The following is a 1,719-nucleotide window of genomic DNA, read 5'->3' as shown; positions in this document are numbered from 1 at the left end:
CGACCGGGCCGGCACGAGCGCTGCCGCCGTCGCGACCGCTGGATGTGGCCACCCGCAGGACTGCACGAACCTGGCTGAACGCCTGCCCCTCGAGGATCTCCTCGGCTCTTCGTCGTTCGAGGTGGGATATCCCGGAGATTCCCGTCCCGATGTGGACGTCAACATAGCCCAGGCGCAGGGACAAGGCACGGAATGCCGCTGGTGGGTGCCGGGCGCTTCGCCGACCAGGGCGATGATGATCATGATCTACCCGGGCGGTGCCTGGGACTGGGATCGGGTCGCGACCAGGACGCCTCTCGAGTGGGAGACTCGCACGCCGGTCGGCGTCGACGGTGCTGTCGACGCCTTCGGTTTGACGAGCACATATGCCGACGGCGTGCACGACGTCCACGCTACGGACGGCGTGAACATCGTGCGTGTGCACGACGCGCCCGATCCCGTCGTGGTGGCGGCGGCCGTCTTGGCGGCCCTGCACTGAGCCGAGTGGCTGCGGACTAGGCTTGACGCTCGTGGTCACCCGTCTGTCGAACTTCTTCCTCCGCACGCTTCGCGAAGACCCTTCGGATGCCGAGGTCACGAGCCATCGCCTGCTCGTGCGCGCCGGCTACATCCGCCGCCAGGCACCGGGAATCTTCGCGTGGCTGCCGCTGGGGCTGCGGGTCAAGTCGCGGATCGAGGACATCATCCGCGAGGAGATGGCGGCCGCCGGCGCACAGGAAGTGCACTTCCCGGCACTGATGCCGCGCGACCCCTATGAGGCGACCGGGCGCTGGGAGGAGTACGGCGACGGCATCTTCCGCCTGAAGGACCGCAAGGGCGCCGACTACCTGCTCGCCCCGACGCACGAAGAGGCGTTCACGCTGCTGGTCAAGGACCTGTACGGCTCGTACAAGGATCTGCCCCTGACGATCTACCAGATCCAGGACAAGTACCGCGACGAGGCACGTCCGCGCGCGGGACTCCTGCGCGGCCGCGAGTTCACGATGAAGGACGCGTACTCCTTCGACTACACCGACGCCGGGCTCGACACCAGCTACATGGCTCAGCGCGACGCCTACGAGCGCATCTTCCAGCGGTTGGGCCTGGAGTACGTCATCGTCCAGGCGGATGCCGGGGCGATGGGCGGCTCGCGCAGCGAGGAGTTCCTGCACCCGACGGCGATCGGCGAGGACACGTTCGTGCGCTCGGCCGGCGGCTACGCGGCCAACGTGGAGGCGTTCGAGACCCTGGCGCCCGAGCCCATCGCGTTCGACGGGTTCGGCGAGCCGGTGATCTTCGACTCCCCGAACACGCCCACGATCGAGACGCTCGTGGCGCACACCAACGCCGTGCTCGACGGCGAGTACACCGCCGCCGACACCCTCAAGAACGTCGTCCTCGCGCTCACACACCTCGACGGCAGCCGCGAGCTCGTCGTCGTCGGTCTCCCCGGCGATCGCGACGTCGACGAGAAGCGCGTCGAGGTGGCGTTCGCGCCCGCCGAGGTCGAGCCCGCCACGCCCGAGGACTTCGAGAAGCACCCGCTGCTGGTCAAGGGGTACATCGGGCCGTGGTCTCCCCAGGGCGCGATCCTGGGCGAGGAGTCGGCCACCGGCATCCGCTACGTCCTCGACCCCCGCGTCGTGGACGGCACGCGCTGGATCACCGGTGCGAACATCGATCAGAAGCACGTGCACTCGCTCGTCGCCGGACGCGACTTCGCCGCCGACGGCTACGTCG

The 1,719-nt window shown here is 68.8% G+C and carries 2 protein-coding genes; both read left to right on the top strand.

Going from position 1 to position 1,719, the window contains the following annotated elements; translation table 11 throughout:
• The coding region (locus tag I5I_RS17330) for a hypothetical protein (RefSeq protein ID WP_204365831.1) at positions 1–478 on the top strand (478 nt) is incomplete at its 5' end.
• 31 nt (positions 479–509) lie between these two features.
• Positions 510–1,719: proline--tRNA ligase (gene proS, locus I5I_RS14140; protein ID WP_036321180.1), on the top strand; the 1,210-nt coding region annotated here is incomplete at its 3' end.

The organism is Microbacterium sp. B24 (assembly GCF_000333415.1).
Lineage (GTDB): Bacteria > Actinomycetota > Actinomycetes > Actinomycetales > Microbacteriaceae > Microbacterium.
This window is presented reverse-complemented; position numbering and strand designations above follow the sequence as displayed.